16 protein-coding genes, 1 tRNA gene and 1 riboswitch are annotated in these 20,573 nt (G+C 37.6%); of the genes, 4 read left to right on the top strand and 13 right to left on the bottom strand.

Annotation, left to right across the window (positions count from 1 at the left end; all coding sequences use genetic code 11):
• Positions 1 to 3: 3 nt before the first annotated feature.
• A complete protein-coding gene (locus tag IGJ41_RS03000; protein WP_002355668.1) occupies positions 4 to 972 on the top strand; it encodes a TIGR01212 family radical SAM protein in 969 nt (322 codons plus the stop codon).
• Positions 972 to 1,535: a class I SAM-dependent methyltransferase gene (locus tag IGJ41_RS02995; RefSeq protein WP_002368069.1), complete on the top strand. Its 564-nt coding sequence runs from the start codon at positions 972 to 974 to the stop codon at positions 1,533 to 1,535. The genes IGJ41_RS03000 and IGJ41_RS02995 overlap by 1 nt, the downstream gene beginning before the upstream one ends.
• Positions 1,536 to 1,591: 56 nt before the next feature.
• On the opposite strand, the gene IGJ41_RS02990 is transcribed toward IGJ41_RS02995, so the two are convergent.
• The 5 genes from IGJ41_RS02990 to erfC all read right to left on the bottom strand — a co-directional run bounded on the left by IGJ41_RS02990 (position 1,592) and on the right by erfC (position 7,982).
• The gene (locus IGJ41_RS02990; protein ID WP_002386974.1) at positions 1,592 to 2,260 is read right to left on the bottom strand and encodes an ABC transporter ATP-binding protein; all 669 of its coding nucleotides are present in this window, start codon (positions 2,258 to 2,260) and stop codon (positions 1,592 to 1,594) included.
• Positions 2,261 to 2,264: 4 nt separating this feature from the next.
• Positions 2,265 to 3,344: an ABC transporter permease gene (locus tag IGJ41_RS02985; protein WP_002373458.1), complete on the bottom strand. Its 1,080-nt coding sequence runs from the start codon at positions 3,342 to 3,344 to the stop codon at positions 2,265 to 2,267.
• A gap of 137 nt (positions 3,345 to 3,481) precedes the next feature.
• Positions 3,482 to 4,087, bottom strand: a complete 606-nt coding sequence (locus IGJ41_RS02980) for a TetR/AcrR family transcriptional regulator (RefSeq protein WP_002355664.1) — start codon at positions 4,085 to 4,087, stop codon at positions 3,482 to 3,484.
• A gap of 410 nt (positions 4,088 to 4,497) precedes the next feature.
• On the bottom strand, positions 4,498 to 6,267 hold the full coding sequence (gene erfD, locus IGJ41_RS02975; protein WP_002358756.1) for a multidrug ABC transporter ATP-binding protein/permease ErfD: 1,770 nt from the start codon (positions 6,265 to 6,267) through the stop codon (positions 4,498 to 4,500).
• Positions 6,267 to 7,982 carry a multidrug ABC transporter ATP-binding protein/permease ErfC gene (gene erfC, locus IGJ41_RS02970; protein WP_002355662.1) on the bottom strand — a complete coding sequence of 572 codons (1,716 nt, stop codon included), beginning with the start codon at positions 7,980 to 7,982 and terminating at the stop codon, positions 6,267 to 6,269. The genes erfD and erfC overlap by 1 nt, the downstream gene beginning before the upstream one ends.
• Before the next feature lie 253 nt (positions 7,983 to 8,235).
• Here erfC and IGJ41_RS02965 point away from each other — a divergent pair, with 253 nt between their 5' ends.
• On the top strand, positions 8,236 to 8,898 hold the full coding sequence (locus IGJ41_RS02965; protein WP_002358755.1) for a TetR/AcrR family transcriptional regulator: 663 nt from the start codon (positions 8,236 to 8,238) through the stop codon (positions 8,896 to 8,898).
• Positions 8,899 to 8,978: 80 nt separating this feature from the next.
• Here the strand turns inward: IGJ41_RS02965 and IGJ41_RS02960 are convergent, their stop codons facing one another.
• From IGJ41_RS02960 to rpoN, 5 genes are all read right to left on the bottom strand, one after another.
• Positions 8,979 to 9,770, bottom strand: a complete 792-nt coding sequence (locus tag IGJ41_RS02960) for an alpha/beta hydrolase (RefSeq protein WP_002366213.1) — start codon at positions 9,768 to 9,770, stop codon at positions 8,979 to 8,981.
• A 38-nt stretch (positions 9,771 to 9,808) separates the two neighbouring features.
• Positions 9,809 to 11,275, bottom strand: coding sequence for an MDR family MFS transporter (locus tag IGJ41_RS02955; RefSeq protein WP_002407996.1), 1,467 nt, complete (start codon positions 11,273 to 11,275; stop codon positions 9,809 to 9,811).
• Between the two features lie 170 nt (positions 11,276 to 11,445).
• Positions 11,446 to 12,630, bottom strand: coding sequence for a methionine adenosyltransferase (metK, locus tag IGJ41_RS02950; protein ID WP_002355656.1), 1,185 nt, complete (start codon positions 12,628 to 12,630; stop codon positions 11,446 to 11,448).
• Positions 12,628 to 12,723: riboswitch (SMK box riboswitch) on the bottom strand. It overlaps the preceding gene by 3 nt.
• Positions 12,724 to 12,845: 122 nt before the next feature.
• Positions 12,846 to 14,723, bottom strand: coding sequence for an acyltransferase family protein (locus IGJ41_RS02945; protein WP_438713851.1), 1,878 nt, complete (start codon positions 14,721 to 14,723; stop codon positions 12,846 to 12,848).
• Between the two features lie 200 nt (positions 14,724 to 14,923).
• Positions 14,924 to 16,255: an RNA polymerase factor sigma-54 gene (gene rpoN / locus IGJ41_RS02940; protein WP_002366210.1), complete on the bottom strand. Its 1,332-nt coding sequence runs from the start codon at positions 16,253 to 16,255 to the stop codon at positions 14,924 to 14,926.
• Between the two features lie 58 nt (positions 16,256 to 16,313).
• On the opposite strand from rpoN, the gene IGJ41_RS02935 reads away from it, so the two are divergent.
• Positions 16,314 to 16,385: transfer RNA gene (locus tag IGJ41_RS02935), tRNA-Arg, on the top strand.
• Positions 16,386 to 17,040: 655 nt separating this feature from the next.
• On the opposite strand, the gene IGJ41_RS02930 is transcribed toward IGJ41_RS02935, so the two are convergent.
• The 3 genes from IGJ41_RS02930 to IGJ41_RS02920 all read right to left on the bottom strand — a co-directional run bounded on the left by IGJ41_RS02930 (position 17,041) and on the right by IGJ41_RS02920 (position 20,546).
• Positions 17,041 to 17,241 (bottom strand): cold-shock protein, encoded by a 201-nt coding sequence (locus IGJ41_RS02930; RefSeq protein WP_002355647.1) that lies wholly within the window; start codon positions 17,239 to 17,241, stop codon positions 17,041 to 17,043.
• Positions 17,242 to 17,446: 205 nt separating this feature from the next.
• Positions 17,447 to 19,789 carry a lectin-like domain-containing protein gene (locus IGJ41_RS02925; RefSeq protein WP_271855832.1) on the bottom strand — a complete coding sequence of 781 codons (2,343 nt, stop codon included), beginning with the start codon at positions 19,787 to 19,789 and terminating at the stop codon, positions 17,447 to 17,449.
• Between the two features lie 97 nt (positions 19,790 to 19,886).
• Complete coding sequence (locus IGJ41_RS02920; protein ID WP_010821446.1) at positions 19,887 to 20,546, bottom strand: WxL domain-containing protein; 660 nt, start codon at positions 20,544 to 20,546, stop codon at positions 19,887 to 19,889.
• Positions 20,547 to 20,573: the final 27 nt, after the last annotated feature.

Here is a 20,573-nt window from a genome sequence, read left to right as displayed (position 1 = left end):
ATTATGCAAATTTTTCCTTATTCAGATGATCCAAATAAACGCTATCACACTTGGAACTATGCACTTCGTCAACAGTTTGGTGAAAAGATTTTTAAAGTGCCAATTGATGGTGGCTTTGATTGCCCCAATCGTGATGGGACGGTTGCCAAAGGTGGTTGTACGTTCTGTAGTGTTTCTGGCTCAGGCGACATGATTGTTGCACCTAGCGATCCCCTGCCGCTTCAATTTCAAAAAGAAATCCAATTGATGCATCAAAAATGGCCAACTGTCGATCAATACATTGTTTACTTCCAAAATTTCACCAATACACATGCGCCCGTTGACGTTATTCGTCATCGGTTTGAACAAGTAGTCAATGAAAAAGGTGTCGTTGGTTTATCCATTGGTACCCGTCCTGATTGTTTGCCTGATGAGGTAGTGAACTATTTAGCCGAATTAAATGAACGCTTTTATTTATGGGTAGAGTTGGGTTTGCAAACCACGTTTGAGGAAACTAGCGCTGCCATTAATCGTGCTCATGATTATCAAACATATCTAGATGGTGTGGCTAAATTACGGAAACACGGGATTCGGGTCTGTACACATTTAATTAACGGGCTACCTGGGGAAACACCTGCCATGATGCGCGAAAATGTGCGGCGAACTATTCAGGATTCAGATATCCAAGGGATTAAACTGCACTTACTTCATTTAATGACAAATACCAAAATGATGCGGGATTATAATGAAGGACGCTTACAATTGATGAGCAAAGAAGCCTATGTTTCAGTGATTTGTGATCAGTTAGAAATGATTCCACCCGAAATTGTTATTCATCGCTTGACAGGCGATGCTCCCTTTGAAACAATTATCGGACCGATGTGGAGCTTGAAAAAATGGGAAGTTCTCAATGCGATTGATGCGGAAATGAAACGCCGCAACAGTTATCAAGGAAAATATACTGTCATTTCAGGAAAGGAAGTTTTCAATTAATGCTACAAACAGCCCTACATTTTAGTCACCAACTTTTAAAAGAAGTGGTGGAACCTGGCGACTTCGTCATTGATGCAACAATGGGAAATGGTCATGATACAGCATTCTTAGCAGAGCTGGTTGGCCCTTCTGGTGAAGTTTTCGCCTTTGATATCCAAAAAGAAGCGTTGATCAATACAGAACAAAAGTTAACAGAACTTAATTTACTCCCACAAACTACGTTATTTCCATTAGGACATGAACATCTTCATGCTGTCCTAGATGAAGAAACAGAAATCACTGCCGCTATTTTTAACTTAGGCTATTTACCTAAAAGTAATAAGGAAATTATTACAAAACCCACTACGACTAAACAGGCGTTAGATGGGTTACTGCCTCATTTGGTAAAAGGAAGTCGCATTATTTTAGTCGTTTATTATGGCCACGAAGGTGGTTCAGAGGAACTTGATTTGGTCACGAATTACACGCAAGCCTTACCACAAGATGTTTACAGTGTCTTACGTTATGAGTTTATCAATCAAAAAAATCAGCCACCTGTTCTTTTCTGTATTGAAAAGAAATAAGAGAACATGATCGGATTGCTCCAGCAATCCGATCATGTTCTCTTTTATTTGTTTTGTTACTCTGTCAATTCACCATCACGAATACGAACCACTCGATCACAGTATTTCAACAAACGCTCATCATGTGTCACCATGATAATCCCTTTATCTTTCTCTTTGGCCTCTTTCGCTAGTAATTTGACAACATCAAACGCCTTTTCTGTATCTAAACTAGCCGTTGGTTCATCTGCCAAAATTACGTCTGGCTCATGATACAATGCACACGCAATGGCTACCCGTTGTCTTTCCCCACCAGAGAGATCACGAGGATAACTATTTCGTAATTCTTTTAAACCCAACGTCTCTAACAATTGCTCTTTTAATTCACTATTTTTACGTGACTTATCAACTTTTTCAATTAAGTGAAATTGATCTTCCACTGTTAAAAATGGCACCAAATTAGAGCTTTGTAAAATAAAGCCGATTTTTTGAAAACGTTGCGCCAAACGTTGCTTCTTCGTTAACTTATTTAGTGATTGCCCGCCAACAATGACTTCGCCACTTGTCGGTGCCTGTAAACCAGCTGCAATCGTTAAAAAGGTACTTTTACCAGAACCAGAAGGACCAATTACTGCGACAAATTCACCTGGCTGAACCGCAAAAGATAATTCTTTTAACGCGATCACTTCTGTATGTTTTTCACCATATTTTTTATAAATATTTTTCATTTCTAAAACATTTGCCATGTCTCTAACCTCCAATCGCGATTAACGGATCAATTTTAGCAATCGTTCGAATTGAAAATGCCCCGCCAATTAATGCAGATAAAATCAATAGTACACTAAACAAAATCATGCGTGGTCCATTAGTTGCATAAGGCATCGCTTCTGGTAAAAAGAGCACGGTAATTCCCGTTAAAGCAAGACCAATCGCCACTCCTAGAACAGCCAATAAAGCGGTTTGTAGCATGACTGCCTTTGCTAAGAAACTAGTTGGCACCCCTTGAACTTTTAAGACGCCGAACATTGCTGTTTTCTGTAAAGTCATCACAAAGATAAAAATACCGATAATGAACGCTGCAATCACAATCAAGAAATAAATCATGCCATCCAAGGTCAAGTTTTGAGCGCTGTATCCTGGCAGTTTTTCAATAAAATCTGAAATTGAAAGAACTTGGCTGTCTTTATTAGTCGTTTTAACTTCCGTGTTGTCCTTGCTGCGAACAATGAAACCATTAACCATTTTGGCCATTGCTGGATTGTCACCATATTTAATTGACCGCCAAGTATCCAGAGAAGTGTAAATAACTGGCACAATGTTATAGCTACTTTTAGAAATAAAGCCGACAATTTCTAATTGCTCATCATATTTCCCTGCAGTTAATTTGTCGCCAATTTTAAATCCTTGATTTTTCAATGTTTCTGAAGCAATCACTTGATTTTTATCAGTAAATGCGTTTCCTTCAATCACTTTTGGCATTAAAAAACTTTCTTTTTCAATCCCAAATAAGCTAACATTCGTTAATTCAGCCTTTTTATCATCTGCTGGGCGGATGGCTAAAGATTGTTGACCAATCGGTGCAATTTTGCCTCCTGAAATCGTTTCTTTCACGTTTTCATCTAACACTGATACATTTAAATTACTATTGGCCTCTTTTGATAAAACCACTTGATTCGCTTGCCATTGATCTACGGCTAAACGATTTCCTTGAGCTAAACCGTTCGCTAAACCTGACAAAATAAAAATTAACCAAGCAATCAAGACCATTACTAAGACTACAAGGACGTACCGTCCTTTTGAATACTTCATTTCATTAAATCCTAAAAACATGAATGGTTCACCTCTTTCTTCTTTTCGAAATAAACTATATCACTTATCAATCGATAAATCAATAATTATTTATCGATTGATAAGTGAATTTTACAAAAAATAGAGAAGTCTGTTTTTCAACAGGGCTTCTCTATTTTTTATTTGTGACTTTTCAAAACGCCATGTAGCATAAATTGAATAAATTTTTTGACATCGTCATCCACTGTTTTTCGCTGGTACGTTTTTTCAATACTTAATAATGCACTAACGTTATATAAAATAAACCGAGTTGCATCATCTACACTGATGCCCTCTTGTAAGCAATTGGTTTCAGGTTCACTTTCAAAAATAGCCGCAATATTATTGATATAGGTTTTTTTGAAAATTTGATACAGCGTACGATTGTAATCAGGGCCCATTTCTTGAAACATATCGTTCAACATTAAGAAAAGATTGGTCGGATGTTCATCTAACAAAACTTTGATTAATTGATAAAGTTTTTCTTCTACTGATGCATTTCCAGAAACAATTGGGACTAATTCTTCCTGAACACGGGACGTTAATTCTTCAATCACAGCTAAATACAGTTCTTTTTTATTTTTAAAATGGTGATAGAGATTCGGTTGGGTAATGTTCGCTTTTAAAGCAATTTCACGAGTGGAGGTATTTTTGAACCCCTTTGTCATGAATAATTCAGAAGCGACAGATAAAATAATTTGCCGTGTACGTTCTAAATCAGCTTTGCGTTTATTTGGCTTTTCCATGGTTTTCTCGCCCCCTGCTGCTTTTTATTTTAGCATATTCTCCGGCAAGAAACGAGAGACCTTTATACAAAAAACGAAAAATATACAATCAATGTGCCTGCTATTTGGAGAAGAACCGCGCAATAATACCACCGCTTCAAATGTATCAGCCAGCCTTTTTCGCCCCCAAGATAAATCAACTACTGCAGTCCATATAAAAAACTATTAGCCAACAACCAAAAAAAGCAGTGCCGATTTTGTCCATCGATTCTCTCTGAATACACTCAGTACAAATAAAGTATTTAGCAACAAAAACGTGCGCCGTAATTGCCGTATATTCCTCATTTTTTCCATTGACATTTCTCCTTTTTCTATTTAGCATAGCAAAAAAAGAAGCAAATGAGAATGACTCATTTTGCTTCTTTTTCGACTTATTCAAAAACAAATTGATTTTTATAAAGTTCCGCATAGAATCCATCTTGTTCAACTAGTTCATGGTGGTTGCCTTCTTCAATGACTTCACCGTCTCGTAAAACAATAATCCGATCCGCATTTAGAATCGTTTTCAAACGATGGGCAATCACAAAACTGGTGCGCCCTTTAATTGCTTCGTCCATCGCTTTTTGGATTTTAGCTTCTGTTACTGTATCAACATTACTTGTTGCTTCATCCAAAATTAATAATTCTGGATTGGTAATAATCGTTCGTGCAATACTTACTAATTGCTTTTGCCCCGTACTGAAAAGGTTATTCTCTTCCGTAATCTCAGTATCGTAGCCTTGCTCAAGATTTACAATAAATTCATGGATATTCGCTTGTTTCGCTGCTTGAACAATTTCTTCATCCGTTGCCTCTGGCTTACCAAAAGCAATATTCTCACGAATTGTTCCTGAAAATAGAACGGACTCTTGCAAAACAATGCCTACATGTGAACGCAAGCTATCTAAATCCATTTCACGAATGTCCACACCATCAAACGTCACGGCGCCTTCATTCACATCATAAAAGCGATTCATTAAATTCATAATCGTTGTTTTTCCTGAGCCTGTCGGTCCAACTAAAGCGACCATTTCACCTTTATCCACATGAATAGAAACATCTTTCAACACAGGCGTTTCTGGATTATAGCCAAAAACAACATGATTTAAAGCCACAGCTTTGTTAATCTCTTCTAATTTTTCGCCATTTTCGGGACGAATTTCATCTGGTTCATCAAACATCTCATTTAAACGACGAGCGCCTGTAACAGCTAATTGAATCATGCTATAACCTGAAGAAATTTGCATTAATGGTTGATAATATTGTTGAGAATATTGGACAAACATAACGACTAAACCTAGCGCAGCGGCACGATCAACAGAGCCATTGATTGCTAACCAACCACCAAAGAAAATAACAATCGCCGTATTGACTAATGACATTCCTTGCATCATTGGGAAAAGTAATCCTGAATACACTTGACCTTTATACGTAGCGGCACGAACTTTTTCATTTTGCTCTAAAAAGCCGTCAATGGTTTCTTCTTGTAAGCCATTAGTGATAATCACACGTTGCCCACTAATTTTTTCATCCATATAGCCATTTAATTTACCCACTTCATCTTGCTGTAAATCGACATATTTGCGCGCCTTGCTAATCACAAAGACCGCAATTAAAATCGCAATCGGCGTAGAAGCAATTGTGGCCCATGCCAGTTCCACATTTTGACGGAACATCATGATTAAGACACCAACCAATAAGGCAATATTGGTTAATACTTGTAGCAACGCTTGGTTTAAGCTATTTTGGATGTTGTCTAAGTCACTAGTAAAACGACTTAAAATTTCACCATCTTGATGAGAATCAAAGAAACGAATCGTCAATTTTTCTAATTTGTTAAACAAACCAATCCGCATGCGGTTCGTCGATTTCCCCACGACTTGTGTAAAGAGAATACTATAAATGAAACTAGCGGCACTAGTTAAGACATAAAAAATGAGTAGTTTCCAAATGACAGAAACGAACGCACTTTTATCGTCTTTTCCTTGCATCACATTAACCGCATATTTCGCTAATTCCTGAATAGCTTCCCCAACGAATTGCGGCGCTTTGACTTGTAAATAAGTCGCTGCGAAAATTGCTAAGAAAATAAAGAGGAACGAAACTTTGTAACGTTTCAAATAATGATAGAAAAATTTACTAGCTTTTATTAAATCAGTCATTAAGCTTCCTCCTTTCCTTTTTGAGTTTCGTAAATTTCTTGATACACGGGGTTCGTAGCTGCTAATTCTTCATGCGTGCCTTCCCCGACTAAACGTCCATTATCCAATACTAAAATACGATCTGCGTGGACAACAGAAGAAATTTTTTGGGCAATAACGATTGTGGTAGTCTCTTTTAACTCTTTATCCAACGCTTCTCGGACTAACCGCTCCGAACGAGCATCCAACGCGCTGGTGCTATCATCTAAAATCAAAATTTTAGGTTCACCAATCACACCTCTTGTAATTGATAACCGCTGTTTTTGTCCACCAGAGAAGTTATTACTCCGTTCTTCGACGGGTGCATCATAACCTTCTGCTAATTTTTCAATAAATTCCTTGGCTTGGGCGATGCCTGAAGCCCGTTCCATGTCCGCTTCAGAAGCGTCACGTTTACCATGGCGTAGATTTTGTGCAATCGTCCCAGAGAACAGGATTGCTTTTTGCAACACAAAGGAAACTGTTTTTCGTAGACTGTGTTCGTTCACTTCTCGTAAATCGACACCACCAACTTCAATCTTTCCTTCTGTCGGATCAAACAAACGTGGAATTAATTGTGCCAATGTAGATTTACCAGCACCAGTTGCGCCCACAATCCCAATCATTTCACCTGGCTGAATAGAGAAAGAGATGTCTTTCAAGGTATCTTCTTCATCCCCAGGATAACGGAAAGATACGTGATCAAACTCAACACTACCAATTAACTCTTGTTCTGGGACTTTTTTGTAGGTAACATCTGGTTCTGTTTCCATCACTTCTTTAATCCGCTTAATGGAAACAGCGGCACGAGAAGTCATCATCATCATCATTCCGCCGATAATAATCGCCATCATGATTTGCATTAAATAGTTCATAAAGGAAGCGACACCACCGATTAAAGTTGGATCGTCTTTGACTAAGTTACTCACAAAGAAAATCGAGCCTACAACGGCTAAGTTCGCCACCAACATAAACGCTGGAATCATCACAGCAAATAAGCTACCTACGATTAAGTTATGGGTGGTTAATTCTTCACTCACTTTTGTAAAACGTGACAATTGATTTTTTTCTTGAACAAATGATTTGACGACACGAATGCCTAACAAATTTTCTTTTGCGATACCATTAATCTTATCAATCAAGTTTTGAATAATCATGAAATGCTTGCCCATTTGCGAAAAGGACAGCATAGAAATCAAAATAACTGCGATGACAAGTGCAACAATCACCCACCATAGTTGTGGCAAGGTTAGCATCGCTAAAATAAAACTCCCGATAAATAAAAAAGGAATTCTAAAAAGTGTCTGCAACGCAATCATAATGACATTTTGAATTTGAGTAACGTCATTTGTTAAACGAACAACTAAGTTACCTGCTGAAAATTTTTCGATATTGCCAAATGAAAAGGTTTGGATTTTGCGGAAAGTTGCTTCACGAATGTCAGCACTGACACCTTGGGCAACTTTGGCAGAAAAAATTGTATTAATAACCCCTGCAACGAGTCCTAATCCTGCAATGGCAATTAATTGAATCCCTAAGTTTTTCATTTTGTCGCTATCGTCATTCATAATTGCTTCCAACACTTGTTGTAACAATTTTGGTTGCCAAAGTGCTGAGACAACCATTACGATCACCGCCAACAAGGCAATAACTACCGAGCCTTTGTATTTTTTGGCGTGTTGAATAATAAGGTCCATCTTATCCCTACTTTCTTAAAATAGTTCCCTGCTTCTTCAGTGTTGGTCTGCGAATTCTTCCCCATTACAAAAAAATCAATTTGCTCATTGACTTCACCAATTTAACACTGTAAAATAAGGCCGATTCATAATTTACCATTTTTAGTGGTAAAATACAAGCGAACAAGTTAATTTTTCACAAGTTTTTCCTATCATAAAGTGTACCTTCTTTTTGATAAACTTACGAAGATAACGTTTAATAGGAGCTAAAATCATGGAACCGAAATTATCAAAAGACACGATTATTGCAGCCGCATTTTCTTTGTTAGAAAAAAGTCCCACTTTAGAACAACTTTCTATGCGTAAAGTCGCCAAACAGCTTGGTGTACAGGCGCCCGCAATTTATTGGTATTTTAAAAATAAGCAAGCCTTACTTCAAAGTATGGCTGAAGCGATTGAAGAGCACTTTCAAGAACCTGCATTATGTGGTGAATGGTATTCTGACTTACTAGCCTTCATGGAAAACTATTATGATCTCTATCAACAATTTCCCTGTGCCGTAGCTATCGAAATCCAAACCGTCCCTGCCTATCCCCAACGATTACGCCATTTGAATCAAATGATGGGCATTTTAAGAGAAGCAGGTTTTTCACCAGAAATGACTCATTTAGCAGTAACGTCTTTACAACATCTTTTATTTGGGATGATTATGGACGCAACGGAGGAAAAACAGCTCGTTTCGCAAGTATTGAACGGAGATGACTATTTAAAAGAACAAGTGCTGCACATGAAACAATATGTCTCCGACAATGAGTTAACGTACATGGAGGAAAGCATTCAATTTCGACACTCCATCCACCAAAAATCCGCCTTTATTCAAGCCGTTAAAACCTACTTAGATGGGTTGCAAGCAGATAACACATCTTCATCTAAATAAAAAAAGCCCTTGGTCCGTCAGTCATTTCGACTGACGGACCAAGGGTTAACTTTTAAAATAAATAGCGAAAACTACTTTCTCTATTTTGGTATTGGTAGCCAAGCCAAGGCTTTTTGAATCCATTCATCCCAGAACACCCAGTCATGTTCTCCTGGTCCAGTTTCAAAAGTGTAACTTGCCTGTGCCTGTTCCAACGCTTGAGCCATCTGTTGATTAGCAGAAAGTAACATATCTTGCTCCCCACAACAAAGGTAAAATTGGGGCATTTCTGTTTGGCTTTCTACTAATTGTTGTAATAAATACAGCGGATCGTGAATGGAACCTTCAATTTGATCTAACGGGCCAAAAATACCTTCCCAATAGCTTCGCTTACGGACTTTTAATAATTCCCCAAAACTAGTGGATGATAAACTGACTGCCCCAGACAAAGAAGCAACGGCTGCAAAAGATTCTGGTTTCGCTAATCCTAATTTCAAGGCGCCATAACCACCCATTGACAAACCAGCGGCAAAGGTTTTTTCTCGTTTTGTACTTAACTGTGGAAAGAGTTGATGACAAATTCTCGGTAATTCTTCTGAGATAAACGTCCAATAGTTCATATCGTATTGCGTGTCCGTATACCAAGCTAAATCCGTGGACGGCATAATGACAGCAATCCCCAAATCAGCGACATACCGCTCAATAGAGGTTCTGCGAGCCCAGACACTGTGATTCCCTCCCATCCCATGTAATAAATACAACACGGGAATATCTGTTAATGCTGCTTGGGTACTTGTGCCCACTTTTTTTACCGTTTCTTGTGGTAAAATTACGTTCACATTCACTTCCATTTCCAATACATTTGAATAAATATTTGCTTGTAAAAAGGCCATCTACTTTTCCCTCCAATACTCTTTCTATTAGTGTACCACTAAACCTTCGCTCGTTGCGCTTTTGCGAAAATATTTAACAAAAGAGCAACAACAACTAAGCCCGCACCGACTAAATAAACATTATGCAGACCTGCATAGAGGATACCGCGTAATGGTTTTAACAACGCAGCTGGAATTAAATTTGCAGTATGTGGATTCACTAATTGATTCATGACATCTGCATCGACGTTTAACGCGCTCGCTTCCAATTTCGCAAACATTCCTGCATTTAAAATCACACCAAAAATTGACACCATCACAGTCTGCCCAATTGTACGCACCAACGTATTAAACGATGTTGCAACCCCCATTTTTTCAGGATCCACTGTACTTTGTGCGGTCACCGTAGTCGTTGTGATAGTAATCCCAAAACCAACTCCTAAGACAGAAGACACTACAAAGAAAAGCCAAAACGGAACGGCCATTGGCATTACCACTAAAAAGATGGCCCCGACTAATAGAATCGATAACCCAATCGTTAAGACTTTTTTCATAGCATATTTTTCCATAAAGCTACTTGCTATAAATGATCCAGCCATCCAAAGTAACGACATAGGCGCTAAAACTAAGCCACCAATTCCTGCACTTTTTCCTAAGACACCTTGCATCCACATCGGAATGTAGACATCAATCCCCATTAAGAAACCGCTAATAAGCGCCGCAATAAGATTTACTAAAACAAACGTTGGTTGATTAAATAAATGCAAATCAATCACTGGGTCTTGCGCGCGTTTTTCTATCATCACAAACGCTACAAAAAAGAGCACACTTAAACTCAAACAACCAAATGTTACTAGTGTAAAACCATTATCGCTAATCATTTGAAAACCTAGCAATAACGTTAGCAGAACGGCCATCAAAGTAACGCTGCCCAAAATATCCATTGGCATCTTGGTCCGTTCCCGCTTTGGTTCAACTAAGAAAATACTAATCAAGCCCAATAAAACAAGTCCAATAGGAACATTAATGAAGAAAATCCAATGCCAACCGACTGTATCTACAATAAAACCACCTGCTAACGGACCAAAAATACTAGCAATTCCCCAGGCGGCACTGTTTAAGCCTAAAATTTTCGCTCGCTTGTCCAATGAATACATATCGGCAATAATCGTTAACGCAACTGGTAAAATTGCGCCTGCCCCCACACCTTGAATTGCGCGGGCAATAATTAAGGTCAACATATCTTGGGCAAAGCCACACAACGAGGAGCCCAAAATAAAAATGATAATGCCAATCATGAAGACAGGTTTACGACCAATTTTATCCGCAAGTTTCCCATAAATCGGTGTTAACATCGCATTCGTTAATAAATAAATTGAAAATACCCAGTTCATAATTTCCATGCCATGTAACGAGCCGACAATCGTTGGCATCGCAGTAGACACAATGGTCCCTTCAATGGCTGTCATAAATGTTGCCACAAAAACACTCACCGTGACTAACTTCACATTTGTTTCTTTTGCCATTTGTTCACATCCTTTTCTATTCAATTGTCAATTTTCTAAATCGCTCCATAGCTATTCTATACAAAAAAGAACAAAATGTCTTAAAAAAATGCTTTTTCATAAAAAAATTATTACAAAAAAAAACAAGAAGTCAGCCAATACTTGGCTGACTTCTTGTTTTTTTTATTTAATTATTCAGCTAAACTAGCTTTTAACGCTTCAACTTTATCTGTTTGTTCCCAAGGTAAATCAATATCTGTTCGACCAAAATGACCATAAGCCGCAGTTTGTTTATAAATTGGGCGACGTAAATCTAGCATTTCAATAATACCTGCTGGACGTAAATCAAAGTTTTTACGAACTGCTTCGATTAATTTACTTTCTGGAAGATCACTCGTACCAAACGTATTAATAGAAATAGACACTGGTTGCGCCACACCAATTGCATAAGCTAATTGGACTTCTACTTTTTTCGCCAAACCAGCAGCAACAATGTTTTTCGCGATATAACGCGCAGCATAACTAGCAGAGCGGTCAACTTTGGTTGCATCTTTTCCAGAAAAAGCACCGCCGCCATGACGAGCATAACCACCATAAGTATCAACGATAATTTTACGACCAGTTAAGCCGGCATCTCCTTGAGGGCCACCGATTACAAAGCGACCAGTTGGGTTGATAAAGTATTTTGTTTCATCATCTAAAAGTTCATGAGGAATCACCTCATTGATTACTTGTTCTTTAATGTCTTTTTCGATTTGTTCTAAGGTTGTTTCATCATCATGTTGTGTACTGATGACAATCGTATCCACACGTTGTGGTTGACCTTGATCATCATATTCCACTGTTACTTGAGATTTTGCATCAGGACGTAAGTAAGGTAAGACTTTTTCCTTCCGCAATTCTGCTAAACGGCGAACCAAACGATGACTTAACGCGATCGGTAATGGCATTAATTCTGGTGTTTCGTCAACGGCAAAACCAAACATTAAGCCTTGGTCACCAGCGCCAATATCGTCTTTTTCATCTTGATCACGCACTTCTAAGGCTGCGTCAACCCCTTGAGCGATATCAGGTGATTGCTCATCGATTGCTACAAGAACTGCGACAGTCTCTCCATCAAATCCATATTTTGCTCGTGTATAACCAATATCTTTCACAGTTTGACGAACAATTTTTTGGATATCTACATAAGCTGTTGTAGAAATTTCTCCAAATACTAGGACTAAACCAGTTGTTACGGATGTTTCACATGCCACGCGGGCCATCGGATCTTTCTCCAAAATCGCATCTAAAATTGCATCACTGACTTGGTCAGCTACCTTATCTGGATGTCCTTCTGAAACGGATTCTGATGTAAATAAATGTCTTTCTGTCATAATGTTATTCCCCCTAAATAGTTTCGGTTACAAGGCATCTTTAGTAAGTAACGACAATTACTTGCTAAATCCTTTCGGGAACTTGTAACAAAAACAGTATACCAGATATCTAAAAAAAAAGCTTAGGTTTTCAAGAAAATCATTAAATTACCTATATTTGCTTTTCCTATAACAAAAAACTTCCAGCCCCTTTCATCTGAGCTGGAAGTTTCTTGCTACTGTAAAATTTTCTCCGCGATAAAGTGTGTGTATTGCTCGCCACCTGCCACATTTGGATGAACTCGGTCATCATAAAACCAATCATCATGGGCGTTACTATAATTAAACCAGTCAATGACCGTTAAGTTATCGTATTTTTTGTCCATTTGACTAAGTAAACTATTCACTTGATTTTGCCATCTTCTAGTTGGAACGCGAACATTAATCCAATAAACTTTTCGATTACCTAACGCTTTCATAAATTCATCAAATTGTGCCTCTGTAAAAGGACCATTCGTACCTAAACTCACTAAAACAGTATCTTTGAGCATTTTCTTTTTGTCTAGTTCACCAATTAGTGAAATGCTACTATACAATTGACGGCCCACTTCCCCATCGATAATCATTTTAGGGAAAATATCTTGTAACCCGCTAGCACCATCTAGAATAACAGAATCACCGATAGTTGTGATTTCTAAATTCTGCGCTTTTTTTACTTGCTCTGGGGTGAGTTGTGTGGGTAGAACGTCTTGGCTTTCACTCGGTTTTGTACTACTTTCTGTGGACGTGCTACTATTTTTCGTGCCACTTTCTTGGACTTCTTTTTTACGTTCTTCAATTTTTTGCTGATTTTTCGCAATATTTTTTTCTAGTTGCTCTTGTTGCGCACTTTTAGCGTTTGCTGGGGCCACAATTAAACCGAATACTGCAATCACGCTAATCACTGTCATAAAGGCCATTGTCCCTTTTTCACGAAGGTCCCACGGTTTCCGTAAGAACTCAGTAAATTGAGTCCAGACATCCTTATAAGACAATCGTGTCAGTGGATGTTCGATAAAACGATAAGACAATTCGCTCACTATTAAAATTAATGCTATTTCAACCAATGAATGTAGAAAAACATGGTCCGATAAGGTCTTAATTTTGGCCTCATAAAAAATCATGATGGGGAATTGATACAAGTAAATGCCATAACTCCGTTTACCTATCCACGTAAAGACTGGATTCGTTAACCAACGATTCATATCTGCCCCTGGATGTGCAGTGACGGCCACTAAGACAGTGGCTGCCAAACTAATTAAAAACATGCCGCCATAATAAACAAAATTTGTATGATCTGATAATGTTAAAAAGGCTAATACTAAAAGAACTAAGGCACTTAACCCAGCGCCATTTAAGATTTTTTTAGAGGCTTCTGGAATTTCTTCTTTCAAACGTGTGCTTGGCCAAACATACGCCAATGCACTACCTAGTAAAATAGAAAAAACACGTGTGTCTGTTCCATAATAGACACGTGTAGGATCTGCGCCAGGAACATATAAAACGGCCATCAGCGTCACCGAAATTAAGGCGCCGATTAAAACTAAACTGAAAATTCGACCGCGCTTACGAACAAAGCGTTCCAGAAGAATAAAAAGTAATGGCCAAATTAAATAATTTTGCGCTTCAACTGCCAATGACCAAATATGTACAAATGGCGATTGTGTCGCAAATCCATCAAAATAAGAAAACCCTTTAAAAATTTGCCACCAGTTGTTGTAATAAAAAACACTACTAGCGACAACGCTGCGAATATTGTTTAATAAATCCTGCTGAAAGAGTGTAATATAACTAACTGCACTTAAAAGCATCACAATTAATGCTGGATACAGCCGTTTCATCCTTCGCACATAAAATCCTTTTAAATCAATGGTCTGATTTTCTGCCCATTCTTGCCGCAACAAGTCGTTAATAAGATAACCTGAAACAACAAAGAAAATCGGAACACCTAAGTAGCCACCTCGCATGACTTGGGGAAAAAGGTGATACAAAATCACGCCAATTACAGCGATCGTCCGAATGCCATCAAAACCTGTAATATAGCGTTTTTTCTTGCTATTTGCTGTCTGATTCATTTGTGCTTTCCAACTTTTCTATAAAATTATTCTTTTCCTTTATTTAAAGAAGCAAGTAACTTTAATATACGTTTTTTCCTAGGAAATGGCAAGCAAACTTTGTCTCCTTTAGGCTTTTTTTACAATTCAAAAAACCAACATTTTTTAAATTGTAAAAAAACAACCAAAGCTTATGAAAATCACTCATAAGCTTTGGTTGTTTACTCATATCGTTTTCGTTTAGATGAAGATGGAATCCCTAAGGCTTCACGATACTTTGCCACCGTTCGCCGGGATATTTCCATGCCTGAATCTTTTAATCGCTCGACTAATTTTTGATCAGATAACGGTTTACTTTTTACTTCTTCATCAATTAATTTTTGTAGTTGCTTTTTAACCATCGTTGTTGAGACATCCTCGCCATCTTCTTCTGATGAAAGAATACTTGTTGAGAAGAATGAGCGCAATTCAAAGACGCCAAACGTGGTTTCTAGATATTTTCCATTGACCGCACGACTAACTGTCGATTCATGAATAGACAAAGCATCCGCAATTTCTTTTAAAGTCATTGGTTTTAATGGCCGATCTGCTTCTAAAAAGAAGGCTTCTTGACGGCGCACAATTTCTTGCCCTACACGTAAAATTGTATCCCCCCGCTGATTCACTGCGCGCTCTAACCATTCAAATTCGTTTTTCTTATCCTTAATATATTCTTGGACTTCTTTGTCGTCAGTCTCTTGCATTCGTTTGAAATAATTTTCTTGAAAATTTAATGTCGGTCGACCAGCTTTGTTGGAAATCACCACTATTCGATCTTCCTTGATTCGGACAGTTAAATCTGGTCGAATATACAATTCCTCGGTCGCATCAAAAATATTCCCTGGCGCTGGCGATAACGTTTGTATATAATCAAAAATCAATTGAATTTCTGCTAATTCAATCCCGAATTTTTTAGCTAACGGGCCCCATTTACGACTCACTAAGGCATCAAACTCTTCCTCCAATAAAATATACGCTAAATTAGGCGCGGTATCGTCTCGTTCTGTTTGTAGCATCAAACATTCTTGTAAATTGCGTGCCCCCACACCTGCTGGATCTAGCTGTTGTAACAAAGTTAATGCATCTAGCATTTGAATGGCGCTTGCTTCGGTTTTCTCTGCCGCTTCTTCTAATGAAATCGTTAAATAACCATTCACGTCTATATATTCTACTAAAAACAATACCAATGTTCGCAAGTATGTATCGCGGTAATTCAAATGAATTTGATCAATTAAAGACTCAAATAATGATAAATGATAGTCTGGAATTTGATTCATATAATTATTTTCTTCGTCTTGATTGGTGTAAGAACGACTAGTTATCGGAAAATCTGTGGTGTACTGCGTGTCTACTTGTAAATCAATCAATGGATTCTCTAGTGCTTTCGCTTCAACAAAGGCAGCGAGTTCTTCCGTATTAAATTGTAAAATTTGAATGGATTGTTGAAGCTGTTGAGTCATGGCCAACTTCTGGACTTGTTTTTGTTGTTGGGACATTCGTTGCTCAAATTTCATTATTTTCGTCCTCCCTCTTGTAATTTTTGTCAATATCAGCTAAACTAGTATTCGTGCCGCGCCCTTAGTGTAGTGGATATCACGTAAGATTCCGGTTCTTGAGACGGGGGTTCGATTCCCTCAGGGCGCGTTATTTAAATATGTTGATTTATCAACGTTTCTGGACACTCTTTATTCATCTAAAGAGTGTTTTTTTCTCGTTTAGGAATGATTTTTCTATCCGTAGTTTTTTAAATGTTGCTTGTGGCAAGCTCAATCGCACTTAACGCAACAATATTTGTTCTACTTCAGCTACAAATCCAATAAGGTTAAAATTCCTCCGTTCCTATTGTAACGCATAACGTTTCCTTTTTCTATCTGCTAAACAAAGTATTACGACAAGCAAACACCTGCTCCTCTCTTAAAGATCCCTTTCTGATTATATAGTAAATTGCTTTTAATTTGTTAATTATTTTACCTAAAACTTGATACCCTAATTAAATAAAGAACCTGGGGCAAAAATCACTTTGGATTTTTGTCCCAGGCTTAAAACCTGATAATTGGCGGGAACAGAACCGTTCAGCTCCGACCTCTAAAATACTTAATTAGAAATATGCTACCCGCAATCACACCAATTATGATTACTAGCCAAAATAATCCACTTACAAGTAACAGCTCAGTTAAGGTCGTCTTCAGATTCTCCTCCTTTAAATGGCATCTGCTTTGTTTTGCTATGTAATTAATGGCGAGATCAGACAACAGCTATCAAAAAAACGGACCAACACGTGGTCCGTTTTCATTCATTATTAAGCTTTTACGATGTTCGTTGCTTGTAAGCCGCGTGGACCTTCTTCAGTATCAAAAGTTACTGCTTGGCCTTCGTCTAAAGTTTTAAATCCATCTGATTGAATAGCTGAAAAATGTGCAAATACATCATTGCCATCTTCACCTGTAATAAATCCAAAACCTTTGTCTGCGTTAAACCATTTTACTGTACCGTTGTTCATATATATTTCCTCCTAGTGCATAAAAATATGCAAGTTATTGCAAAAAATGTTGAGTGGCAAAAGGAGAAGTATAGTTTTTAAATATATAACTCAAATTACTTATCAAAATTGATTACTTAATTACTATAACATATTTATTAGGAATAAACAATGCCCACGACTTTTCCTTGGACTTTCTAAACAAGAAAAATTACTTATTTTCAACTTATGTTGGGGCTGAGATTAGATTCCACTGAATTTTCCCTTGATACGTTCCGATTCCCATTGCATTATTGGGGTTAAAATAAAAACCATTCGCTTGTTCTTGATTGACTGTGATTCTAGTTGCTGTATCAGTAGGATTACTCCGTAAAATAGTCACTGGTTCCGTACTAATGGATGTAATTTGTCCATCTAACTGATAATAGAAAAAATTATTAGATGCAGTTAACTCTTTTGACGTTCCGCTTGCTGTATTGACGAAATTTGAATCTACTAAATGGGCTTCCAATAGCCAATTGTCACGTTTTACACGACTATCAGTTATCGCTATTTCCCCTATATTAGTAACTTTTTCAGGATTTCCACCAATTTTCAATGCATCGCTACTAAATGCTTGTGGCACTTTTTCAAATGCTAAAAATCCTTCTAGATATATATCATCTAAAGAAAGAATTTCAGATTTGTTTTTTTCTGAATCCATGCAATATATCTTCAACGTATAGATTCCTGGTGTTAAAAGTGAGGTATCATAGTTCAATTCTACTTCTTGTGTCTCACCAGGAATATGTTCAATTGTTTGTCGATATGGTTCACTTTGCCCTTCTACCTCCATTATAATATCTAAGTAAGAACTATCTTTATCTTCTACTAAAACAGGTATTTTTATTGGACTGCCCTTGTAAAAAGTATTACTTTGCTCAGTTTCTTTTAACGAAACTGATGGAGCATTCTGTTTAAATAATGTGATTTTAGAAGAAGTGGATAAATTATTTTCATTTTTCAATAAATACTCAACCGAAAATTCACCATATGACAATTTTTTGAATGCTTCGATCATATCATAAGAAAAACTACCTTCTTCATTCGTGATCGTTTCTTGGTTTAATGTAACAAGCTGAAGTTCTCCGCCTTGCGCATAACCAATCGCTTGCGTAATAGAAGCGGTACCTTTCGCTATCCAACTGGTTTCAATCGATAATTCAGTTAAATTATTATCTACAATAACCGCTTGATCTTTAGGTGATGTAATTGTAGCACTTAGCGTTACAGGCTTGATAGTAAACGTATAAGGTTCTAAATTATAAATCGCATTTCTTCCAGAAAAACGATTTGTAATATTCTGATTGATAAAATTATCATTTTTAGTTTTCACTTTAAAACTTATGGTAGAAGAAGTTTGTGTGTTCTCTTGTTTATTACCTAATGGCGGAATTTGATTGTCGCTCGTCTTTAACGTATTCGCTGACCAAATTAAAGTATCTGATATGTTATTTCCATCAATGGTCGTCGTATCAGGAACTACTTCTATTCCTTCAGGTAAAGTTGTTTCTAGTAAAATATTTTGCCAGTTCTGCTTGCCGTCCAACCAGTCTGCTGTAACATTTACTGTATAGGTTGTATTGCCTTCTAGCACTGCACCGTTTGGTAATTCTTGACCGTCTTTGTTTACTACGTTCATCTTTACTTTTGCGTCCACCAAACCTGGTACTCTTTGAAAAACAACATTTTGAACAGCTTTATATGTAGGTCCTGTTGATCCAGTAAATCCCCAATAAGCCGTTGATACACTGCCATTTAAAAAAACTTGCGCGTTCAATATTTCAGAGTTTATGATGATTGGCGTACCTCCATTAATTTGATACGTCAAAACGCCCTTCGTAAAATCCGACTCGTTTGTTTGCCAATGTAAATCTAACCTATTCCAATTTCCGTTAGCTAAGTCAACATCTGTAATCAAATTATCATGCTTTACATATCTTGTTGACGTGCCTAAAAGTACATAATTATCTTGATAACCTGCTTCCATTCCTGGATAAATGACTGCAATATGACTATTTTTATATACGCCAGAAATGTTATTATCAAAAAAACCGTCCTGTGAACTTCGATTGCCATATAAATCAAACTCTATCCCAATAGAATTAGGAATACCTAAGGCGCCTTTATACTTATTTTCCCCAAGCGCTCCCATTGAAGCCCCCGAATAGGTAAACCATTTTAATTCTGGTGTGGCCCCTTGTAAGAGAAAAACCATACCATCACCGGCAGCACCAGCAATCCCAGTCTGTTTAACATAAGCAACCATATTAAAATCTTTTTTAAAATCCAATAAATTGTCTTCTGTGCTCCAGAGTGCTCCTACTTGATTTGGCAGACCATTCGTAATAACGCCGACATCATCAACCACTTCGGAGGAATTATTAGATACTCCCAAATTTGTTGTAAAAATTCCATCTAGTGAGACTCTGTTTGGTATTGTCTCATCTGCTTGAACACTACTTGAAAATATTAAAAAATAAGCGAGTAAACACAACAAACTAAATCCTTTTATTAAATTACACTTCAATTAATAATCCCTCCTAATGGTTTCTTCACTTTCCTATTGTGGAATGAGTGACAACGTCCAAGTAAATCTACTATAGTAAGTTGGATGCGTCTGTTTGCTATTCACCAATTGGAACTTGCGCGATTGTCCAAGTAAAAGTGCTTTTGTAACTACCAGCTGAATTCCCGTCTGCAATATTCAAAGATGCACCAGAAAATTTAGAAATCCATGTCCCGTATCCTTCACCGACATTGGCTGACACAACCGTTCCAGCATCAAATCCTGAAACCGGATCTACGATACCAGAAATTGATTTTACAATTGACGGTGCTACAGAGGTATTATCTGTTCCCGCTTCAAGACTAACGGGAATTGTTATGTTAACTCCCTTGAGTGCGACATCCGCGCTTTTAAAGCTTGAGATATTTAAACTTAAATTCCAACCTGCTCCAGTTCCTCTTCGATCTGTAATTTGAGCATTTTTTTCATACCCATTTTCAATTTGGGTTGGTGTTAATGTGTCCATAAATTGACCGGATAATCCTTCCCCCTTAAAATCAAAACTAGGAACAGCGTCCAATGTTAGAAGGCCAGTTTGACCCGTTCCGTTGGGGTTTTCTGGATCTGTAATTTGCGGCGTAACTGGGCCAGCCTCCTCTTCCGTAAGTGCTTGTAATGTCGCAGTTCCTTCTGAAATTGCAGGTGTAACTGCCAAAGCCTCCTTACCTAAAAATAATGTTGATCCCACTAACATTGAAAATAAAATCGTTTTCTTCATCTTTCTTCCTCCTAAATAATATATATA

The organism is Enterococcus sp. DIV1537a (assembly GCF_051712085.1).
Lineage (GTDB): Bacteria > Bacillota > Bacilli > Lactobacillales > Enterococcaceae > Enterococcus > Enterococcus faecalis.
The sequence above is the reverse complement of the archived record's forward strand: the minus strand, read 5'-3'. Positions and strand labels throughout refer to the sequence as shown.

Excerpts from the sequence above, each read along its gene's own strand:
- IGJ41_RS03000 (WP_002355668.1), top strand. The coding sequence starts at position 4 with ATGCAAATTTTTCCTTATTCAGATGATCCAAATAAACGCTATCACACT.
- IGJ41_RS02995 (WP_002368069.1), top strand. The coding sequence starts at position 972 with ATGCTACAAACAGCCCTACATTTTAGTCACCAACTTTTAAAAGAAGTG.
- IGJ41_RS02990 (WP_002386974.1), bottom strand. The coding sequence starts at position 2,260 with ATGGCAAATGTTTTAGAAATGAAAAATATTTATAAAAAATATGGTGAA.
- IGJ41_RS02985 (WP_002373458.1), bottom strand. The coding sequence starts at position 3,344 with ATGTTTTTAGGATTTAATGAAATGAAGTATTCAAAAGGACGGTACGTC.
- IGJ41_RS02980 (WP_002355664.1), bottom strand. The coding sequence starts at position 4,087 with ATGGAAAAGCCAAATAAACGCAAAGCTGATTTAGAACGTACACGGCAA.
- erfD (WP_002358756.1), bottom strand. The coding sequence starts at position 6,267 with ATGACTGATTTAATAAAAGCTAGTAAATTTTTCTATCATTATTTGAAA.
- erfC (WP_002355662.1), bottom strand. The coding sequence starts at position 7,982 with ATGGACCTTATTATTCAACACGCCAAAAAATACAAAGGCTCGGTAGTT.
- IGJ41_RS02965 (WP_002358755.1), top strand. The coding sequence starts at position 8,236 with ATGGAACCGAAATTATCAAAAGACACGATTATTGCAGCCGCATTTTCT.
- IGJ41_RS02960 (WP_002366213.1), bottom strand. The coding sequence starts at position 9,770 with ATGGCCTTTTTACAAGCAAATATTTATTCAAATGTATTGGAAATGGAA.
- IGJ41_RS02955 (WP_002407996.1), bottom strand. The coding sequence starts at position 11,275 with ATGGCAAAAGAAACAAATGTGAAGTTAGTCACGGTGAGTGTTTTTGTG.
- metK (WP_002355656.1), bottom strand. The coding sequence starts at position 12,630 with ATGACAGAAAGACATTTATTTACATCAGAATCCGTTTCAGAAGGACAT.
- IGJ41_RS02945 (WP_438713851.1), bottom strand. The coding sequence starts at position 14,723 with ATGAATCAGACAGCAAATAGCAAGAAAAAACGCTATATTACAGGTTTT.
- rpoN (WP_002366210.1), bottom strand. The coding sequence starts at position 16,255 with ATGAAATTTGAGCAACGAATGTCCCAACAACAAAAACAAGTCCAGAAG.
- IGJ41_RS02930 (WP_002355647.1), bottom strand. The coding sequence starts at position 17,241 with ATGAACAACGGTACAGTAAAATGGTTTAACGCAGACAAAGGTTTTGGA.
- IGJ41_RS02920 (WP_010821446.1), bottom strand. The coding sequence starts at position 20,546 with ATGAAGAAAACGATTTTATTTTCAATGTTAGTGGGATCAACATTATTT.